General features: G+C 62.7%; 16 protein-coding genes. 11 read left to right on the forward strand and 5 right to left on the reverse strand.

Translation table 11 applies throughout. The features are described 5' to 3' along the window. Positions 1-4 precede the first annotated feature (4 nt). From AC5J09_RS00350 to AC5J09_RS00365, 4 genes are all read right to left on the reverse strand, one after another. A complete protein-coding gene (locus AC5J09_RS00350; protein WP_494296532.1) occupies positions 5-1,969 on the reverse strand; it encodes a DUF2817 domain-containing protein in 1,965 nt (654 codons plus the stop codon). Between the two features lie 111 nt (positions 1,970-2,080). Further along, on the reverse strand, positions 2,081-3,190 hold the full coding sequence (gene hisC / locus AC5J09_RS00355) for a histidinol-phosphate transaminase (protein WP_494296533.1): 1,110 nt from the start codon (positions 3,188-3,190) through the stop codon (positions 2,081-2,083). A 42-nt stretch (positions 3,191-3,232) separates the two neighbouring features. After that, positions 3,233-4,315 (reverse strand): 2Fe-2S iron-sulfur cluster-binding protein, encoded by a 1,083-nt coding sequence (locus AC5J09_RS00360; RefSeq protein ID WP_494296534.1) that lies wholly within the window; start codon positions 4,313-4,315, stop codon positions 3,233-3,235. A 12-nt stretch (positions 4,316-4,327) separates the two neighbouring features. After that, positions 4,328-5,371, reverse strand: coding sequence for an aromatic ring-hydroxylating dioxygenase subunit alpha (locus tag AC5J09_RS00365; RefSeq protein WP_494296535.1), 1,044 nt, complete (start codon positions 5,369-5,371; stop codon positions 4,328-4,330). A gap of 121 nt (positions 5,372-5,492) precedes the next feature. On the opposite strand from AC5J09_RS00365, the gene AC5J09_RS00370 reads away from it, so the two are divergent. The 8 genes from AC5J09_RS00370 (at position 5,493) to AC5J09_RS00405 (ending at position 13,051) form a co-directional block, all read left to right on the forward strand. Next, the gene (locus tag AC5J09_RS00370; RefSeq protein WP_494296536.1) at positions 5,493-6,515 is read left to right on the forward strand and encodes a LysR substrate-binding domain-containing protein; all 1,023 of its coding nucleotides are present in this window, start codon (positions 5,493-5,495) and stop codon (positions 6,513-6,515) included. A gap of 328 nt (positions 6,516-6,843) precedes the next feature. Continuing rightward, entirely contained in the window at positions 6,844-7,605 is a 762-nt protein-coding gene (locus AC5J09_RS00375; protein WP_494297036.1) for an amino acid ABC transporter ATP-binding protein, read from the forward strand. Then, entirely contained in the window at positions 7,602-8,246 is a 645-nt protein-coding gene (locus AC5J09_RS00380) for an amino acid ABC transporter permease (RefSeq protein ID WP_494296537.1), read from the forward strand. The genes AC5J09_RS00375 and AC5J09_RS00380 overlap by 4 nt, the downstream gene beginning before the upstream one ends. Continuing rightward, positions 8,246-8,908, forward strand: coding sequence for an amino acid ABC transporter permease (locus tag AC5J09_RS00385; RefSeq protein WP_494296538.1), 663 nt, complete (start codon positions 8,246-8,248; stop codon positions 8,906-8,908). The genes AC5J09_RS00380 and AC5J09_RS00385 overlap by 1 nt, the downstream gene beginning before the upstream one ends. 23 nt (positions 8,909-8,931) lie before the next feature. Continuing rightward, positions 8,932-9,771: a substrate-binding periplasmic protein gene (locus AC5J09_RS00390; protein ID WP_494296539.1), complete on the forward strand. Its 840-nt coding sequence runs from the start codon at positions 8,932-8,934 to the stop codon at positions 9,769-9,771. 67 nt (positions 9,772-9,838) lie between these two features. Next, on the forward strand, positions 9,839-10,573 hold the full coding sequence (locus AC5J09_RS00395) for an aspartate/glutamate racemase family protein (RefSeq protein WP_494296540.1): 735 nt from the start codon (positions 9,839-9,841) through the stop codon (positions 10,571-10,573). Positions 10,574-10,606: 33 nt separating this feature from the next. Then, positions 10,607-11,743 (forward strand): aldo/keto reductase, encoded by a 1,137-nt coding sequence (locus AC5J09_RS00400; protein WP_494296541.1) that lies wholly within the window; start codon positions 10,607-10,609, stop codon positions 11,741-11,743. A 24-nt stretch (positions 11,744-11,767) separates the two neighbouring features. After that, positions 11,768-13,051 (forward strand): NAD(P)/FAD-dependent oxidoreductase, encoded by a 1,284-nt coding sequence (locus AC5J09_RS00405; RefSeq protein ID WP_494296542.1) that lies wholly within the window; start codon positions 11,768-11,770, stop codon positions 13,049-13,051. Positions 13,052-13,060: 9 nt separating this feature from the next. On the opposite strand, the gene AC5J09_RS00410 is transcribed toward AC5J09_RS00405, so the two are convergent. After that, positions 13,061-13,996, reverse strand: a complete 936-nt coding sequence (locus AC5J09_RS00410) for a LysR substrate-binding domain-containing protein (RefSeq protein WP_494296543.1) — start codon at positions 13,994-13,996, stop codon at positions 13,061-13,063. Positions 13,997-14,090: 94 nt separating this feature from the next. Between AC5J09_RS00410 and AC5J09_RS00415 the strand changes: the two genes are divergently transcribed. The 3 genes from AC5J09_RS00415 to AC5J09_RS00425 all read left to right on the forward strand — a co-directional run bounded on the left by AC5J09_RS00415 (position 14,091) and on the right by AC5J09_RS00425 (position 18,362). Beyond that, positions 14,091-16,532 (forward strand): GcvT family protein, encoded by a 2,442-nt coding sequence (locus AC5J09_RS00415; protein ID WP_494296544.1) that lies wholly within the window; start codon positions 14,091-14,093, stop codon positions 16,530-16,532. A 22-nt stretch (positions 16,533-16,554) separates the two neighbouring features. Next, positions 16,555-17,304, forward strand: a complete 750-nt coding sequence (locus AC5J09_RS00420) for an electron transfer flavoprotein subunit beta/FixA family protein (protein ID WP_494296545.1) — start codon at positions 16,555-16,557, stop codon at positions 17,302-17,304. A 116-nt stretch (positions 17,305-17,420) separates the two neighbouring features. Further along, positions 17,421-18,362, forward strand: a complete 942-nt coding sequence (locus AC5J09_RS00425; protein WP_494296546.1) for an electron transfer flavoprotein subunit alpha/FixB family protein — start codon at positions 17,421-17,423, stop codon at positions 18,360-18,362. Positions 18,363-18,369 lie beyond the last annotated feature (7 nt).

Here is an 18,369-nt window from a genome sequence, read left to right on the forward strand (position 1 = left end):
GCTGTCAGAACGTCCGGGCCAGGAACTGGCGCATGCGTTCGGAGCGAGGGTTGGTGAAAACCTCCGCCGGGGCACCCTCTTCCTCCACCTTTCCCTGATGGAGGAAGAGGATCTTGTGCGAGACCTCGCGCGCGAACTGCATTTCGTGCGTCACGAGGATCATCTTGTTTCCTTCTTCGGCCAGGTGCCGGATCACCCGCAGCACCTCGCCGACCAGCTCGGGATCGAGCGCGGAGGTCGGTTCGTCGAGCAGGATGAGCTTGGGGCGCATGGCAAGCGTGCGGGCGATGGCGGCACGCTGCTGCTGGCCGCCCGAAAGCTGGCCGGGATATTGGGCGTGCTTGTCGGAGAGGCCGACTTTCTTCAGCAGCGCATGAGCGTGGTCGATGGCTGCCGCCCGCTCTTCTTTCAATACGTGCAGCGGCGCCTCGACGATGTTTTCGAGCACGGTCATGTGCGGCCAGAGATTGAAGTTCTGGAATACCATGCCGACCCGCGAGCGGATGCGTTCGACCTGCCGCATGTCCGCTGGAACGGCGTTGCCGTCCGCCGCCCTTCTCAATCGGATTTCCTCACCGTCGATGACAATGCGGCCGTCATTCGGCTGTTCCAGCAGGTTGAGGCAGCGCAGGAAGGTGCTCTTGCCGGAGCCGGAAGAGCCGATCATCGACACGACCTCTCCGGGCTGGGCCGTCAGGCTGACACCGTTGAGCACAGTGAGCGGGCCGAAACGCTTGCGGATGTCCTGCACTTCCAGCGCCGGCCGTTGGCTGGCACGCGGGGTTGCCGCTTCCGCGTCCCGCACGACTGAGACGGCGGAAGCAGCGGACAGGGATTTTTCCTCGCCGGCGCCGCCGACCGCCTTCAGGTCGGTAAAGGCGCGGTCGAAATGACGCAGCGCCGTCGCGAGGCAGGTGCCCTGCCAGTCGACATCCTCGGGGATGAAGGCGGCGACCAAGGCCTGCTTGATCTTTGCCCCCAGCGGCGAGTCGACCTTGCCGAACAGGTGAAGCCAGTTGTCCGCCTGCACCGCGTCTGAAACGGTGGCGCCGTCCAACGTACCGCATTCGACGACCAGCGGCAGGACGCGCGCCTTCGGCACGGCGGTTCTCACGGCGGCCGAAACATAGCCGGTCGCCGTCGCGGCGATTCCGGTATCCGTCTTGGCATTCGTGCCGGTCACAACGACGGAGAGCGCCGGGCCAAAAATCTGCCGTCCCCAGTCGAGCCCGTCATGCTCGCTTTCGGCGACCGACAGCAGGGCAGGAAAGCCATAGGGGCCGGCGCCGGTATGCAGGTCGAAGACGACGATCTGTTCGGCCTGCTGCGCGAAGGTCGAGAGGATCTCGTTGAGCGTGCGGTTGGACCAGACGGGGCCGTCGCCGCCATAGAAGAGGCCGTCCGGGAAATCGTACTGGCCGGCCTCGATGATCGGGGCGAGGCCGACATACCCGCCATGCTGCTGCTTGGCGCCCTTGAAGGCTTCTTGCGCCCGCTCTCGCTCCGGACCTTCCCAGGCGCGGCAGACCAGCGCATTGTGAAGGGCGGCATAACGCTCGTTTTTTGGCGTGCCTTTCTGCCAGTCGATAAAATTGCGGTTGAGATCGACATTGTCCTCGTTGACCCGGCGCTGCCAGGCCGTTCCCCAGGGATTGATGAGATGGATCGCAAGGACGGCGGTGTCGTCGGGAAGTTGCCACGGCGAATTTTGCGTCAGCCAGGCGGTTTGGCAGGCCGAGCCGAAGGCGCCTTCCACCCCATGCGTGCCCGAGATCAGGACAAGCAGCTTTTTCGCGTCGTTGCGCCCGAGATAGGCGACGTCGGTTGCCAGGCGCTCGCCACTCGGTCCGTGCAGTGGGTGCAGATATTCGACGAGATCGGCGCCTGCGTGCCGCGCGGCGGCCAGAAAGCGGGCGCGGAGCGCGGAAAAGTCACCGGCGAACAGGCTGGTTGGCGTCGAAGGGGACATGCGACAGTGCTCCCGGTTTGTCGTGTGCAGAATTGCGTTTCCGCTCATTGTTCGTTCCCGTGGGCCGTGGTCCGGTCCCTGTTTTGCTTGGTGAGGGGACGCCAGCCGGCGTCACCCCATGACGAAAGCGCGAAGCGCGTCGAGAAAACGGTCGTTGTCGGACGGCGTGCCGATCGTTACGCGGATGAAGCTTTCAAAGCCCTTTTCCTTCCAAGGCTTGACGACGATGCCCCGCGACAGGAAGTGATCCATCGCCGCCTGGCTGTCCCGGCGCACGTCGAGGAACAGGAAATTCGTCTGCGAGCGCGCTGCCGTCAGGCCCATTGCGGTAATGGCATCGGCCACGCGCATGCGCTCGGCCTTCAGCCGCGTCACAGAGGCCTTCATCCACGCCTCATCCTGAAGGGCGGCGACTGCCGCGACCTGTGCCGCGGCATTGACGTTGAACGGCGTCTTGGCGGCGGTCATGGCGCGCGCGAGCCGTGCATCCGAGGTCACGGCATAGCCGACCCGCAGCCCCGCCAGTCCATAGGACTTTGAGAAGGTGCGCAGCACCACGAAGGACAGGGCCGAGGTGGAGAGTACGGCGAGGCCATCCGGCAGGTCGTCATCGGTAAATTCGAAATATGCCTCGTCCAGCACCAGAAGCGTTTCCGGACGAACCGCCGCGACGATGCGGTCGAGGCTGTCGCGGTCGAGCGCCAGGCCGACCGGATTGGAGGGAGAGGACAGGAAGAAGATAGCCGGCGCCCGTTCGAGCACGGCGAGGATCGCCGGAATATCGAAATCGAGGTTCGCCCGCATCGCGACCTTCTCGATAACGGCGCCATTGGCGAGTGCCTCTATCTCGTGAAGGCCGAAGCCGGGACAGACGGTGGCGACGACGGCGCCGGGCCGCAGGACCGCCCGGCAGACGGCCGCGATCATTTCTTCCGAACCGTTGCCGACGACGATACGGTCCGTAGCCAGCCCGAGTTTCTCGCCGAGTGCAGCGCGCAATGCCGTGCAGGCGGGGTCGGAATACCGCGCCGGATTGAGGCCGGCGAGCGCCGCCGCGACTTTCGGAGAGCAGCCATCCGGGTTCTCGTTGCTGGCGAGCGCCGCGATATCCTCGAAGCCGCTGCGCTGCCTTGCTGCGGCGATATTCATCCCGGCATTGTAAGGCGGCAGACCGGCCACATGCGGATTTAGCGGGAGCTCGGTGTGAAGCGGATTTGTCATGAAGCCTCCTTGGATGAATGCGGGATCAGGCCGCTGCCTGGGTCAGAGATCGAGCACGACAGAGGATTTCGGGCGGGTACAGCACAGCAGCACCCGGTTGGCCGGCAGGTCGTCGAGCGGGGCCTCGAAATAGTCGACCTCGCCGGAGAAGAGGCCTTGCTCGCAGGTTCCGCACACGCCTGCCCGGCAGGAGAAGGCGGGCTCGATCCCCTGCGCTTCCAGGAAGGCGAGGATGGAATCGCTATTGCCGTCCCAGGCAAAGCTGCGCCCCGATTTTTTGAGGACGATCTGAACGCCGCGATCGTTGACCGCCACCGGCGCGGGCGGTGCCTTCAGAGCGGGCGTCTCGTCCTCCGCCGTTAGCAGGCTCGCCGGGCCGAAGAATTCATAGGCGATGCGTTCCCTGCGCACGCCAAGTTCGGTCAGGATGCCGTAAAGCGCCTGCATGAAGGGTGGCGGGCCGCACATGTAGACGTCGTAGTCGTCGAGCGGCAAAAGGCCCTGCAGCGTGGTGCGGGACAGGAAGCCAGTCGAATGGCAGCGCGCGCAGTTCTCGGTGAAGCGATAGCAAAAATGGGCGGTGATCCCGGTACGCAACGAGGCGAGCGTCTCTACCTCGCCGCGCAGGGCATGCACGTCGGCGCTGTCACAGGCATGGATGAACCAGACGGGCCGCTCGCTTTCCCGCGCCAGCACATTCAGCATCGAGACCGTCGGTGTGAGCCCGACGCCGCCGGACAGCAGGACCACGGGCCGTGTGCTGGCCGTATCGAGCTTGAAGCCACCGCGCGGCGTGTCGATCTCGATGACGGCGCCGGGCTCGACCACGTCATGCAGCCAGCAGGAACTAAGGCCCTGTGGCACCTCGTCGGACGGGGCTGCCTCGCGCTTCACCGTGATCCTGTAGATGCCTTCCTCGCGCGGCGAAGATGAGACGGTATAGTTGCGCAAAACATGGCCGCCCTGACCATCCGGAACGCGTAGCGTGAGGAACTGCCCGGCCTCGAAGGACCGCCAGTGGCTGCCATCGAGCGGCGCGAGATGGAAGGAGGTGATGGTGGCGCTTTCGCGCACCTTCGAGACGACCTCGAATGGGCGGAAGCGCGAAGCCGCGGCGTCGTTCATCCGGGGCAGTCCTTATTCTGCGGCGTCGGTGGCAGGAGCTTGCGCCTCGGCGGCGATCATCTGCGCCAGCTTGCGCCGGAAGCGCATCGGGCCAACATCGATCTTCAGGTCGAGGTTAGGCGTCTGTTTGTTGGCCATGCCGTGATGGACGGCCTCCAGCACCACACGGTCCTCCTCGAAGGCCCCACGCACGGATTTGGCGAAGCGCGCCGAGACTTCGGCATCATCGGGCGCGAAATTGCGCATCTGGAACCAATAGTACTTGGTCCGGTTCTTATCGACCGGCGTCATGAAGTTGTAGCTGTCCATGAGGAAGGTGTCTTCCGGTAGCGCGCGGCCTTCCCCGCCTGTATGAGCCGGTGCGAAGATGGCCTTGATGATCGCATTGCTGGGGTAGCGGACCTCATAATGCTGCTTACGGTCGGTATTGCCCTTGAATTGAAGGAAGGGCGCATAGAAGGGCGCCGGCTCGGAGTCTATCATCCAGCGCCAAACGGTCACGCCATCATCCTTCACGGTCGTCTCCAGCGGCGTTTCCTCGCAGGCCGAACTTGCGAAGGACGACTGATGGACCCAGGCGACATGGGACGGATCGAGCAGATTGTCCGTCATGTAGAGATAGTTGCAGTTGAGCGTCATCGACTCGCCGCGATTGATGCCCCAGGCGGGATCGTCAAAATGCTCCACCTCGAAAATATCCTTCGGGTCGGCCTTTGCGGCATCGCCCATCCAGACCCAGAGCAAGCCGTAGCGCTCATGAATCGGGTAGGAGCGCACCTTGGCGACGTGTGGGATACGCTCGGCGCCGGGCACGCGGGTGCAGGTGCCGGAACAGTCGAAGGTCAGGCCGTGATAGCCGCATTCGACATCGTCGCCCTTGATTCGACCCATCGAAAGCGGAAGCTTGCGATGGGGACAGGCATCTTCCAGCGCAGCCGGCTGACCATCCTGCAGGCGGTAAAGGACGATGTTCTCGCCGAGCATTGTGACCGGTTTCAACTCGCGGCCAACTTCATGATCCCAGGCTGCGACGTACCATGCATTCTTGAGAAACATCCTGCTCTCCTTGCGTTTTGCTAAGGCAATGTTCTCAGTTTTTTTGATGCCAACAAGTTGCCAGTACCTGCATTCTATTTTAGAAAATCTAAATTGGACGCCGAAGTGAGAGTGCGTGACGATGTCGAATCCATCCCTGCGGGGCCTGCAGGCTTTCGAAGCTATAGGCCGCTGCGGCACGGTTAGCGCGGCTGCGGAGGACCTCGGTGTGTCTCCTGGTGCGGTCAGCCAGCTCGTGCGCAATCTGGAGCAATGTCTTGGATTGACGCTACTGGAGCGCCGGGGGCGGCGGGTGGAACTGTCGACCTGGGGACGGCTTTATTACCGCGAGGTCGCGAAGGGGTTTCAGCAGCTCTCCCATGCTGCCAACGTTCTGACGCGTGCCAGGAACGAGAGCGCAATCGTGCTCAGCGCGCTGTCATCCGTTGCGAGCCGGTGGCTCAGCCGTAAAATCTTCGATTGGCAAGCCCTCTGTCCGGACTCAAACGTCCGAATTCTCGGCCAGGAGCAAGAACCGCGGCTCGGCATCGAAGAGGTGGATTTCCGTATCACTTACGGTCGACGTTCCCACGTGCATGAGCACGTCGCACATTTGTTCACCGACTGGGTCGTCCCCGCCTGTTCGCCTGCGCTGATCTCCAACCGTGTCCCCCAGCGCCCCCAGGACATCCTGACGTTTCCGCTCCTCAATGTGGAATGGGAGGCCGACTACAAGGCTTCGCCGCAATGGCAGGATTGGGCGAGGCTGATCTCCGCCGACGGCCATCAGACGTTCTCCGGTCTCTCCTTCACGCTATCGAGCAGCGCCATCGATGCGGCCGCAAACGGGAGAGGTTTCGTGCTTGCGCAGCTTTCGATGGTTCAGGAGGAGGTTGCCGCGGGCACGCTGATCGTCCCGTTCGACATCCGCATGCGCTTGCCCGAAAGCTATTATCTGGCTTGGGACAGGACCACCCTTGAAAAGCCGTTCGGGCAGAGATTTCACAAATGGTTGGTGGGTGTCGCGAAGCAACAGGACGCGAATTCTGCTCCAAGCTTGAGCCCCGGAGAGGCTGCGAGATCGAAACGCACGGACACAGTTCAAGCAGGGTTTCAGCAGGGTGGCGCTGGAAGGCAGTTGCCAAGCGGGGCAATCGAACCCTAACAACGTCCTCCTCTCTACCGTGACGATGAGGAGTTGCAGATTTCCTTCACCCCCGGCGACGTTGCATAACTTCAGGTTTGGTAGGGAGGCAATTTTTTCGCCCTGCTCAGCGCGTGGCAGAATGCTACCATCCTCCAGTAACGACGGGAACACGGTCGCAAGCGGGAACTCCGACGACCAATTCATAACCAGGCAGCTCAGGCAATAACCAGCCCCGCAAAGGCGGCGCGCGGAGTGCGGATCTATTGGGGGTCACGATGATATGGATGGTGCCATCCTTTATCTGCGGGAAGATGATCGGCTGCATGGCAGGGCACACCCCGCGATGATGCCAGCCTCGACGGACGTACTCATCCGCCTAAAGTCTCTCAGCAAGCGTTACGGCAGCCATACGGTTCTCGACGGCATCGATCTCGATGTGCGCTCAGGCGAAGTGCTCGCCATCATCGGGCCGAGCGGCTCCGGCAAGAGCACGCTGCTGCGATGCATCAACTATCTCGAACCGCCGGATGGCGGCACCATTACAATCGGATCGATGACGATCGACGCTGCCCGTCCGGTTGCGCGGGCGGAGCTTTCCGGTCTGCGTCGGCGGGTCGGCATGGTGTTTCAGTCCTTCAACCTCTTTCCGCACATGTCGGTTCTGCGCAATGTCAGCCTTGCGCAGGAACGCGTTCTTGGCCGCAGTCGCGCGGAAGCGGACGAGCGCTCCATGCAACTCCTCAAGCGGGTGGGGCTTGCTGACAAGGCGGCACAGTTTCCCGTCCGGTGTTCCGGTGGCCAGCAGCAGCGCATCGCCATAGCGCGCTCTCTCGCCCTCGATCCCGAGATCATGCTTTTCGACGAGCCGACCTCGGCGCTCGATCCCGAACTCGGTCTTGAGGTTCTCGCTGTCATGCGGGAACTGGCCGAAACCGGCATGACGATGATCGTCGTTACCCACGAGATGGGATTTGCAGAAAATGTTTCCGATACGGTCATGATCATGGCCGACGGGCATATAGTCGAGAAGGGACCGTCCAAGGAGGTCATGCGCAATCCGCAGCAGGAGCGGACGAAGCGTTTCCTTCGCGCGGTACATGACCGATGAACGCGGCGGACCTTCTGCCGATCCTGCGAGGCTTGACCTGGACGGTCGCGCTCACGGCTGGTGCATTCCTCATCGGCGCCGTGCTCGGCGTTCCGCTGCTTGCGGCGCGCCGAAGCCGCCTCCGGCCGCTCCGCTTCATTGCCATGACCGCTATTCAGATCGTGCGCGCCATCCCGCCGATCCTCTGGCTCTTCATCATCTTCTTCGGCCTTGGCATGGGCGTGATGCCGATAAGCCCCTTCAACGCCGCTCTAATGGGCCTCGGGCTGATCGCGGCCGCGAACATGGCGGAAATCTATCGCGGCGCCGTCGCTTCCATCCATTTCGGCCAGTGGGAGGCCGCGGCGGCGCTCGATCTCGGCCGCTGGTCTATCTTCCGCGATATCGTTGCGCCACAGGCCTTCCGCGTCGCGCTGCCGTCGGCGGCGAGCTATCTGATCGGCCTGATGAAAGAGACCGCGGTTGCCTCCACAATCGGCGTGGCGGAGCTTGCCTACCAGGGCAACCAGCTCTCCCAGCTGACGTTCCGCGGTCTTGAAGTCTTCGCGCTTGTCGGCCTGTTCTATGTGCTCCTGAGCCTGCCGATCGCCTGGCTCTCGCGCGTGGCCGACGGTTATCTCCGGGCAAAGGTGGCACGTTGATGTTTCCGACCCAAGACGAAATCGCCGCCTGGCTCCCGGACCTCCTTGGCGGCCTTTCAATCAGCCTCCAGGTAACGGCCCTCAGCCTGCTGATCGGTATTCCTTTCGGTCTCCTCCTGGCGCTGGGCGTTCTCGCCAAGAGCCGCTTGCTGAAAGGCATCAGCCTCTTTCTCGTCGAGGTCGGTCGCGGCGCGCCGGCACTGGTGCTTTTGCAGTTCATCTATTTCGGTCTGCCGACGACCGGGTTGACGCTCGGTTCCTTCTCGGCCGCGATCATCGCCCTTGCCTGGAACACCGGCGCCTATACCAGCGAGATCATCCGTGCCAGCCTGCAGTCCGTCGCGCATGGCCAGCGGGAGGCGGCCGAGGCACTTGGCCTCAACCGGTTCGACGAGCTGCGTTATGTACTTCTGCCACAGGGCCTTCGGGTGGCGCTTCCAGCGCTACTTGGTTTCTCCATCCTGATCTTCCAGGGCACTTCGCTCTGCTTCACCATCGCGCTCCCGGAGCTGGTGAGCCGCGCCTACGAGATCGGTTCGACGACCTTCCGGTATTTCCCCGCACTACTCGCCGCGGGTGTGCTCTACGCAGCCATTTCCATTCCCGCCGCGCTTCTCGTCAATTACGTCGAAAAGCGTGCCGGCCTCTACGCGCAACGTTGAAACCAAGCTCAAAGGATACCTGCATGCCTACAATAATCACCACCACGCAGTTCCTCCTTGCCGGTATTGCCGGCCTGGCCCTGTCGGTCGGGGTCGCATACGCCCAGGAGTGCACGCCGAAGCACCAGTTCACCACGGTCGAAGCAGGCACGCTGACCGTGGCGGTCACCACCTATGTTCCCCATTCCTTCGTCGACGACAGCGGCAATATGAAGGGTATCGACGGTGATATCGCCGAAGAATTCGCCAAGCGTGAATGCCTTAAGGTCAAGGCCGTCGCGGTCGATCCAGCGGCGGCCATCCAGTATGTCCTCTCCGGTCAGGCTGATATCACCACCGGCGACTGGTATCGCACGGCCGAACGCGCGAAGGTGATGAGCCTTTCTGCTCCGATTTACACCGACCAGATGGGCATCTATTCGAAGGAAGGCTTCAAGAACGTCTCCGATCTCGAAGGCAAGCAGGTCGGTACGGTTCAGGGCTATCTCTGGGTCGCCGACTTGAAGGCGATGCTCGGCGGCTCGCTAAAGCTCTATCCGAATTCCGTCAACATGCAGCAGGACCTGGCATCCGGCCGTATCGACGTCGCGGTCGATGGGTATTCGACCGGCGTCGTCGCTGCGCAGAAGGGGGCGCTTGGCGACGTGAAGGTCAATGTCGCTGCTCCGGACGAGCGTGTGAAGGCGACCAAGGAAGCCGCGCAGGCAGCTTTCCCCTATTCGCTGAAGGCCAAGGAGTTCGGCGTCGCGCTTGATGCCGCGATTGCCGAAATGCATGCGGACGGCACGATCGTCACCATCCTCAAGTCCTACGGCCTGGATGGCACGGCCGCCGATACGGGCGCGCCGCGCCTCGTTGAGTAACGAACTAAACAGGCGGGAGAGGGAACTCTGCCGCATTTCCCTGACATGGAAATCGGAGACAACAACGATGACTGTCTATACGGTCACACGAAAGACGCAGTCGTGGTATGGTGAGCAGATCGGCATCCTGATCCTCGATGCCGCCTATCCCTGCGTGCCCGGCAATGTCGGCAATGCGACGACCTATGATTATCCGGTGCGCTTCCAGGAGGTGCGAGGCGCCTCGATCGACCGCCTGCTCAACCAGCGCGATCCTGCCCTGAAGGAAGTCTTCATTGAGGCTGCCGTCGAACTGCAGAACAGGGGCGTCAAGGCAATCACGGGCGCTTGCGGCTTCATGGCCTATTTTCAGGAAGAGGTCGCGGCCGCTGTCGAAATTCCGGTTTTTCTTTCGAGCCTGATGCAGATTCCTTTCATGCATGCTTTGTGCGGCGGCAGGGTCGGCGTTATCACCGCCAACGCCACGCGATTGGCTGCGCGCCATTTTGCCGCCTGCAACGTCGCCGACTACATTCCTCTTGCCGTTGCCGGCATGGAGGGGCAGACGGAGTTTCGCGAGGCCATTCTGGAAGAGCGCGGAACGCTGGATTCCGCTGCGATCGAGCGGGAAGTGACGGAGGTGGCCCGGCGTCTCGTGGAGGACAATCCCGATGTCCGCTCTATTCTGCTTGAGTGCAGCGACCTGCCGCCCTATGCCCATGCCGTGCAGGCAGCGACCGGCCGCCCGGTCTTCGACTTCATCACCATGATCAACTACGTGCAGCAAAGCACCGCGCGCCGGCCCTATATGGGCGACATGTAGCGCGGGTGCTTCAGGCAGAATGCAGGACTGACGATGTCGCTCGAACATTACTACCTTCTGGGCCGCTCCGGATTGCGGGTAAGCCGCCTTGCGCTCGGCACGATGACCTTCGGCAATGCAGGTATTCGCGGTATTGGCGGTTCCTGGGGCAGTGACGAGGCGAGTGCCCGCGCGATCTTCAATCGCTATGTCGAAGCTGGTGGTAACTTCATCGACACGGCGAATTCTTATGCGGGGGGCATGAGCGAGAGCCTCGTCGGCAGTTTCGTTGCCGAAGCCGGGCTGCGCGACCAGGTGGTCATTGCGACGAAGTTCTCCAACAACCTTTCGCCCGGAAATCCCAATGCGGGCGGCAACGGGCGCAAGAACATCATGCGAGCGGTCGAGGCCTCGCTGCGGCGGCTGAAGACGGATTACATCGACCTCTACCTCCTCCACACCTGGGACCGTATGACCCCGGTGGAGGAGGTGATGCGCACGCTTGATGATCTCGTGCGCGCGGGCAAGATTCGGTATGCGGGCCTTTCCGATGTGCCCGGCTGGTATGCGGCGCGGGCACAGACCTGGGCGGAAGCCCACGCGCTGGCCACGCCGATCAGCCTGCAGCTTCCCTATTCGCTGGTCGAACGCAGCATCGAACACGAATTCGTTCCGCTTGCCGAAACGCTAGGGCTCGGCATCACCGCCTGGAGCCCGCTTGCCATGGGGCTTCTTTCCGGCAAGTACCGCTCCGGCGCACAGGCGGGACGCCTTGCGCTCGATGCCTCCGGCACCGGCCTCGGCCTGTTCAACGAACGCAATGCCCGCATCGTCGCCGCCCTTGAGGAAACGGCGGCGAAGGTTGGGCGCAGCATGGCGCAGGTGGCGCTGAATTGGGTCGTCAATCGCCCGGGTGTTGCCGCTGCAATCGTCGGTGCAAGCAGGCCCGATCAACTCGATGACAATCTGGCGTCACTCGATTTCGAGCTGGCCGCCGACCAACGCGCCGCGCTCGATGCGGCGAGCGCCACCGAGGCACCCTATCCCTACAGCCTGTTTGCCGACGATTATCAGGCGGGCATCCTGAACACCGGCAGTTCCGTCGGCGAGAAGCCGAAGACATATCGTTCCGACATCTTCCTGCCGAAGGTGGCAGACTATGTCTTCGGTCAGCCAAAGAAACAGAAATAACAAGGACCTGGAAGGACCGAGACAATGCTGAACGACCCACGCTCTCATGGGCTTTGGGAAAAGACGGCGCCGCCCGCTCCGGCAACGCAGCCTTTGGCGGGCGATCGGCGGGCAGACGTTGTGATCGTCGGCGGCGGGTTTACCGGTGTTTCAGCGGCTCTCCACCTGGCCGAGGCGGGCCGCCATGCGGTCGTGCTCGAAGGGGCGGAAATCGGGTTTGGCGGGGCCGGCCGCAATGTTGGGCTGATCAACGCCGGCATGTGGGTGATGCCGGACGACCTTCCCGGTGCACTCGGCGACATCCATGGCGAACGTCTGCTCGATATGCTGGGCAATGCGCCGCGGCTGGTCATGGACCTCATCGAGAAACACGGCATCGCTTGCGAGCTGGAGCGCAAGGGGACATTGCACTGCGCGGTGGGCGCCGCAGGGCTGAAGGAGATCACGGAACGGGCGAGCCAGTGGCAGCGGCGCGGTGCGCCCGTCATGCTTCTCGACGCGGCGCAGACGGCACGTCGTGTCGGAACCCGCGCCTATGCCGGCTCGCTGCTCGACATGCGGGCGGGTACGCTGCAGCCACTCGCCTACGTGCGCGGTCTAGCAAAGGCCGCAATCGCCGCCGGCGCTGTCATTCATACCGGTTCGCGCGTTGCCGCATTCGAACGTTTCGCGGATGGATGGAGGGTGCGCACCGACCGTGGTTCGATTACCGCCTCGTGGGTTATCGTCTCGACGGATGCCTACAGCACTGGCCCATGGAGCGGCGTCCGTCGTGAGCAGGTGCATCTACCCTATTTCAACCTGGCAACGAGGCCCCTGTCGCCGGATTTACTGTCGTCGATCCTGCCGGGGCGTGAAGGTGCCTGGGACACGAAGGAGATTTTGTCGTCCTTCCGCATGGATCAGGCTGGCAGGCTCATTTTTGGCAGTGTCGGTGCGTTGCGCAACACTGGTCGGGCTATCCATGTTGCGTGGGCGAAACGCGCGCTGAAAAGGCTCTTCCCGCAGCTTGGCCCCGTCGAATTCGAATGTGAATGGTTTGGTAAGATCGGGATGACGGACAATGCCCTGCCGCGCTTCCATCGCTTCGCCGAAAAGGTGGTCGGATTTTCCGGTTACAATGGTCGCGGCATCGCCCCGGGCACCGTGTTCGGGCGCACGCTGGCGCAGTTGGTCCTTGGCGATAAGACCGAAGCCGAGCTGCCCTTGCCGCTCAGCGATCCGAAAGAGCCGGTCCTGCGTCCGCTGAAGGAGCTCTATTACGAAGCGGGTGCCCAGGCCGCCCATTTTGCCGGCGAAAGGCTTTAGCCGGCGCCATCATATTCCGTTGGATTGCGGAACGCTCGCATCGGCGTCCTGCTCGATCAGCCAGTCGCGGAAGAGTTCCGTCCCGCGTTTCGGCGGTCGCTGTGCCGGCATGATGATGTGGATCGCGTGCCCCGACCGATAGGCTTCCTGCAGTGGGAAGACCAGCCGTCCCGCTTGTATATGGTCATGGACGAGGTGCTTCCAGCCAAGCGCGATGCCTTGGCCAAGCACCGCCGCCTCGATGGAGCCGAGCGCATCGGTGAAGACGAAATCCTGCTTCAGCCGGGCAACGGGAACCGCGTGGCGTTCCAGCCATTCGCGCCAGCCAAGACGGGTGCGGTGCCTTTCCTCGAAATTGAGCAGCGTATGCTGGAGGAGATCCGCCGGCTCGTGGATTGGCCCGTGGTCCCTCAGATATTCAGGGCTGCACACGGGCAGCACCTCTTCCGTCACAAAACGCCAGGAGTGAATGCCCGGCCACTTGCCGTTGCCGAGACGCGCGGAAAGATCGATATCCTCTTCCACCAGATCCTGATCGTCGCGGCTGCTTTCTTCGATGCGCAGCGACACATCAGGGTGCTTGGCCTTGAAGTCCTTCAGCCGTGGCAGCAGCCAGAGCTGCACGAAGGAGGCTGAGAACGAGACGCGCACCACGTCGTTGGAATGCTTCTGCTGCAGCGAGGAAATGACCATGTGCAGGTGGTCGAAGGCCTCCTGTGTTTCCTTGTAGAGCCGCTGGCCCTCCGCCGTCAGTTCCAGCCGCGTGTGGTCGCGGCGAAAGAGCTTCAGCCCGGTCGCTTCCTCCAGCAGGCGGATCGTCTTGCTGACGGCCGGCTGGCTGACGTTTAGCTCCTGCGCGGCCGCGGTGAAGCTGCGCCTGCGGGCAGCGGCCTCGAAGCAGAAAAGGTAGTTGGCGGACGGGACGAGGGAGCGGAGTCTGTGCATAATCTGAAGTTATGCCCCTCGACAATTTTTAGCAAGATTACAGGCCGAAAGGGCGTTTGTAGGTTGGTGAAAACCAATTCGAGGAAACCTTTCCATGCAAACTCATGCTCGCGCCGTCGTCATCGGCGGTGGTTGCGTCGGCGCCGCCATTCTCTACGGTCTCACCAAGCGCGGCTGGACGGATGTCGCGCTTCTGGAGCGCACGCAGCTTACCGCCGGGTCGACCTGGCACGCTGCCGGCCTCATCCCCTCCTACTCGCGCAGCATCAATATCGGCCGAATGATCGCGAAGACCATCGAGATCTATGAAGGCCTCGAGGCGGAGACCGGTCAGCATGTGGGATGGCACAAATGCGGCCAGCTGCGCATCGCCAACACGCGTGACCGCCTGGACGAATATAAGAGCTATATGAGCGTTGCCGCCGTTCAGGGAATCCGCGCCGAACTCGTGACGCCGCAGGAGGCGTGCGAGCTCTGGCCGCTGCTCGAAAACAACAAGGATATGTTGGCGGCACTCTACCATCCCGATGACGGCCACATCGCGCCCGCCGACGTAACGCAGGCCATGGCAAAGGGTGCGCGCGACCGCGGCGCGAAGATCTACCTCAACACTGAGGTGAAGGGGTTCGAGCGCCTTGCCAGTGGCGAGTGGAAGATCATCACCAACAATGGCGAGATCATCTGCGAGCACATTATCTCGGCGACCGGTAACTACGCCCGCCAGACGGGCGCCATGCTCGGCCTGGAAATCCCTGCGATCCCGATCCTTCACCAGTATTGGATTACCGATGCGGTGCCTGAGATCATCGAGCGCAAGCGCCAGGGCCTGCCGGAAATGCCGATTCTTCGCGACGAAGGTTTCGAGGGCTATCTGCGTGAAGAGGGCGACGGCCTGATGTTCGGTCCCTATGAGAAGACCGAGCACCTGAAGCTTTTTGCCGAAAACGGCGTTCCGGAGTGGTTTGGTGCCGATCTTGTGGAAGAAGATTTCGACGCGGTGGCCTGGAACTGGGAAGCGGCCATTGAAATGGTGCCTGCACTCGGCCGCGTCGGCATCAAGGCGAATGTCCGCGGCCCCTTCCAGATGACGGCGGACGAGCTGCCGCTCGTCGGCACGGCCTGGGGGCTCGAAAATGTCTGGATCGCCGAGGGCGTGCCCGGCGGCATCCTCTGGGGCGGTGCGATCGGCTACTATCTCTCCGAACGCATTGTCGAGGGTGCCAACAGTCTCGACACGTCAGAGCTCGATCCGCGTCGCTTCGGCACCTATGCCAACAAGGAATGGACGCGTCACAAGGTCAAGGAAAGCTGGGGTACTCACGCGGAGTTGCACTATCCCGGCCAAGACATGCCTGCTGCCCGCCCGCAGAAGACTGCGCCCTCCTACGATATCCTGTCGCAGCGCGGCGCTGTTTGGGGCGTGCTGAATGGCTGGGAAGTGCCTAACTGGTTTGCTCCGGACGGTGTGGAAGCCAAGGACCAGTATAGCTGGCGTTGGACGCAGAAGGGCCATTACGTGGCCGAAGAGGTGCGGGCGGTGCGCGAGGCGGTCGGTCTCGTCGAGATGACGCCGATGACGAAATTCGAAGTCTCCGGCCCTGGTGCCGAAGCCTGGCTCGACACGATTCTCGCCAATCGTCTGCCGAAAATCGGCCGCGTCAACCTCAGTCACCACCTAACGAAGAACGGCGGTGTGCAGGCGGAATATGTCGTGGCGCGCCTTGAAGACGGCAGCTTTTACCTGATCTCCACGCCGCGCGCTGAACGCTGGAATTTTGATGACCTGTCGAAGCTTTTGCCGAAGGACGGCAGCGTGCAGCTGCGCAACGTCACAAACGAGCGGGGTTGCTTCACGGTCGTTGGCCCCAAGGCGCGCGACGTGTTGCAGGCTCTTACCGAGATGGACCTTTCCAACGTTGCCTTCCCATGGTTCGGCGTCAAGTCCGGCACGGTCGGTCTTGCGACGGACGTACGCATGCTGCGCGTCAACTATGAGGGTGAGCTTGGCTGGGAACTTTATCATCCGCTCCCGTATCAGCGGCAGCTGCTGCAGGCGATCCTTGCGGCGGGCGAGCCGCACGGCCTGCGCCTCATCGGCTACCATGCGTTGGAATCGCTGCGTCTCGAAAAGTCCTACCGCGCCATGTACCGCGACATGAACCCGGAACTGACGGCATGGGAAAGCAGCCTCGACCGCTTCATCCGGCTCGACAAGGGCGATTTCATCGGCAGGGACGCGCTGATGCGCCAGCAGAAGGAAGGCGTGAAGGAGCGCTCCGTGACGATCGCCATCGACACGGAAGGTGCAAGCTCGCTCATCCATGAGGGCGTCTATCACGAGGGCAAGCTTGTCGGGCGCGTCACGTCCGGCAGCTACGCCTACACGGTCGGCCACGATATCGCCTTCGCACTGCTGCCTGTCGAACTCGGCACGCCCGGAACGGAACTGGAAGTGCCGATCCTCGGCGAACGCCGCAAGGCACGGGTGATCGCGGAATCGCCCTACGATCCCGAAGCCCTGCGCGGCCGCATGTAACGAATTGGTGAGGAAGGAAGCCATGAAGATCTTGGTCCCTGTTAAACGGGTCGTCGACTACAACGTCAAGATCCGGGTCAAAGCGGATGGAACGGGCGTCGAGCTTGCCAATGTGAAGATGTCGATGAACCCCTTCGACGAGATCTCGGTCGAAGAGGCGCTGCGGCTGAAGGAAGCCGGCAAGGCGAGTGAAGTGGTGGTCGTGTCGATCGGCCCGGCCAAGGCGGAAGAGACGCTCAGGACCGCGCTCGCCATGGGCGCCGACCGGGCGATCCTGGTCGAGACCGAGGACCAGGTCGAGCCGCTCGCTGTGGCCAAGATCGTCAGGCAAGTCGCCGAGGCCGAACAGCCGGGACTGATCATCGTCGGCAAGCAGGCGATCGACGACGATTCCAACCAGACCGGCCAGATGCTGTCGGCCTTGCTCGGCTGGGCCCAGGGTACCTTTGCCTCCAAGGTCGAGATCGGCGACGGCAAGATCAACGTCACCCGCGAGGTCGACGGCGGCCTGCAGACGGTCGAACTGAAGTTGCCGGCGGTCGTCACCACCGATCTGCGCCTCAACGAGCCGCGCTATGCCTCGCTGCCGAACATCATGAAGGCGAAGAAGAAGCCGCTCGACAAGAAGAGCCCGGCCGATTTCGGCGTCGACACCAGCCCGCGGCTGAAAGTCTTGAAGACCGAAGAGCCCTCCGGCCGCAAGGCCGGCGTCAAGGTGAAGACGGTCGCCGAGCTCGTCGAGAAGCTCAAGACCGAAGCCGGCGTGCTTTAAGTTCATGCGTCCGGAAAGCGGACACAGGCTTCCGGGCAAACGCATGAACCACTTCAGACTCATGAGCTCCGATCCGGAACGGATCGTTGAGCTCGATCGAAAGGGAGAATTCTACCATGGCCATTCTGCTTCTGGCTGACCACGACAACAGCCACCTTTCCGACCAGACGGCGAAGGCGCTGACGGCGGCAACGAAGATCGCCAGTGGGACCGGAACCGACGTGCATGTGCTGGTTGCCGGTCAGAACGTCAAAGGGATTGCCGAGCAAGCCTCCAAGCTTTCGGGCGTCGCCAGGGTGCTGGTTGCCGAGGACGCCTCGCTCGCCAACAATCTCGCCGAGCCGCTGGCCGCGCTGATCGTTTCGCTCGCCGGCAATTACGACACCGTCGTTGCCGCGGCCACCTCGGTCGGCAAGAACGTCATGCCACGGGTCGCAGCCCTTCTCGACGTCGCCCAGGTTTCGGAGATCATCGAGGTCGTCGCGCCCGATACCTTCAAACGGCCGATCTATGCCGGCAACGCCATCCAGACGGTGCAGACGAGCGAGCCGAAGAAGGTGATCACCGTGCGCACCGCCTCCTTTGCCGCTGCTCAAGACGGCGGCTCGGCCCCGGTCGAGACGGTTGCCGCCGCGGCAAATCCCGGCCTTTCCGCCCATGTTTCCGATGCGCTGTCGTCCTCCGACCGGCCGGAACTGACCTCGGCGAAGATCATCATCTCCGGCGGCCGGGCGCTCGGCTCCTCGGAGAAGTTCAAGGAAGTCATCCTCCCGGTTGCCGACAAGCTCGGCGCCGCCGTCGGCGCCTCACGCGCCGCCGTCGATGCCGGCTATGCGCCGAACGACTGGCAGGTCGGCCAGACCGGCAAGGTGGTCGCCCCCGACCTCTACATCGCCTGCGGCATTTCCGGTGCGATCCAGCACCTCGCCGGCATGAAGGACAGCAAGGTGATCGTCGCCATCAACAAGGACGAGGAAGCGCCGATCTTCCAGGTCGCCGACTACGGCCTCGTCGCCGATCTCTTCGACGTCCTGCCGGAACTACAGAAGACGATGTGACGGAGTC

It is taken from the genome of Sinorhizobium sp. (assembly GCF_059070375.1).

Coding starts and splice junctions, on each gene's coding strand:
- AC5J09_RS00350 (WP_494296532.1), bottom strand. CDS start 1,969: ATGTCCCCTTCGACGCCAACCAGCCTGTTCGCCGGTGACTTTTCCGCG.
- hisC (WP_494296533.1), bottom strand. CDS start 3,190: ATGACAAATCCGCTTCACACCGAGCTCCCGCTAAATCCGCATGTGGCC.
- AC5J09_RS00360 (WP_494296534.1), bottom strand. CDS start 4,315: ATGAACGACGCCGCGGCTTCGCGCTTCCGCCCATTCGAGGTCGTCTCG.
- AC5J09_RS00365 (WP_494296535.1), bottom strand. CDS start 5,371: ATGTTTCTCAAGAATGCATGGTACGTCGCAGCCTGGGATCATGAAGTT.
- AC5J09_RS00370 (WP_494296536.1), top strand. CDS start 5,493: ATGTCGAATCCATCCCTGCGGGGCCTGCAGGCTTTCGAAGCTATAGGC.
- AC5J09_RS00375 (WP_494297036.1), top strand. CDS start 6,844: ATGCCAGCCTCGACGGACGTACTCATCCGCCTAAAGTCTCTCAGCAAG.
- AC5J09_RS00380 (WP_494296537.1), top strand. CDS start 7,602: ATGAACGCGGCGGACCTTCTGCCGATCCTGCGAGGCTTGACCTGGACG.
- AC5J09_RS00385 (WP_494296538.1), top strand. CDS start 8,246: ATGTTTCCGACCCAAGACGAAATCGCCGCCTGGCTCCCGGACCTCCTT.
- AC5J09_RS00390 (WP_494296539.1), top strand. CDS start 8,932: ATGCCTACAATAATCACCACCACGCAGTTCCTCCTTGCCGGTATTGCC.
- AC5J09_RS00395 (WP_494296540.1), top strand. CDS start 9,839: ATGACTGTCTATACGGTCACACGAAAGACGCAGTCGTGGTATGGTGAG.
- AC5J09_RS00400 (WP_494296541.1), top strand. CDS start 10,607: ATGTCGCTCGAACATTACTACCTTCTGGGCCGCTCCGGATTGCGGGTA.
- AC5J09_RS00405 (WP_494296542.1), top strand. CDS start 11,768: ATGCTGAACGACCCACGCTCTCATGGGCTTTGGGAAAAGACGGCGCCG.
- AC5J09_RS00410 (WP_494296543.1), bottom strand. CDS start 13,996: ATGCACAGACTCCGCTCCCTCGTCCCGTCCGCCAACTACCTTTTCTGC.
- AC5J09_RS00415 (WP_494296544.1), top strand. CDS start 14,091: ATGCAAACTCATGCTCGCGCCGTCGTCATCGGCGGTGGTTGCGTCGGC.
- AC5J09_RS00420 (WP_494296545.1), top strand. CDS start 16,555: ATGAAGATCTTGGTCCCTGTTAAACGGGTCGTCGACTACAACGTCAAG.
- AC5J09_RS00425 (WP_494296546.1), top strand. CDS start 17,421: ATGGCCATTCTGCTTCTGGCTGACCACGACAACAGCCACCTTTCCGAC.